The 419-nt window shown below is 49.4% G+C and carries 1 protein-coding gene; it reads left to right on the forward strand.

The features are described 5' to 3' along the window. Positions 1-419 (forward strand): transposase (locus tag MO387_RS20840; RefSeq protein WP_242326513.1); only part of this gene is annotated, 419 nt, incomplete at both ends.

Here is a 419-nt window from a genome sequence, read left to right on the forward strand (position 1 = left end):
GCTTCAGGCGAAGCGGCTTATCCGCAAATTCGCATGGTTTGCTTGATGGAGTTAAGCAGCCATTTGTTGGTCAACAGCGCCTTTGATTCGGTTGCCGAAAATGAAATGAACTTAGCATCTCAGCTCATTCCTAGCATTCCCAATCACAGCCTAACCCTATTTGACCGAGGATTTTACTCGCTCGGCCTTCTGCACGCTTGGCAGCAAGCGCAACCTGACAGCCACTGGTTGTTGCCATTGAAGAAAGGCACTCAATATGAGGTGGTTCGAACATTGGGAAAACATGACCAGTGGGTGAAACTCACCACCACGCCTCAAGCCAGAAAGAAATGGCCGCAGCTCCCTGATACCCTTGAAGCGCGTTTACTCACTAAGACAGTGAAAGGTAAGTCAGTCGCCATTTTGACCTCGTTGACTGA

It is taken from the genome of Shewanella sp. N2AIL (assembly GCF_022690845.1).
Taxonomy (GTDB): domain Bacteria; phylum Pseudomonadota; class Gammaproteobacteria; order Enterobacterales; family Shewanellaceae; genus Shewanella; species Shewanella baltica.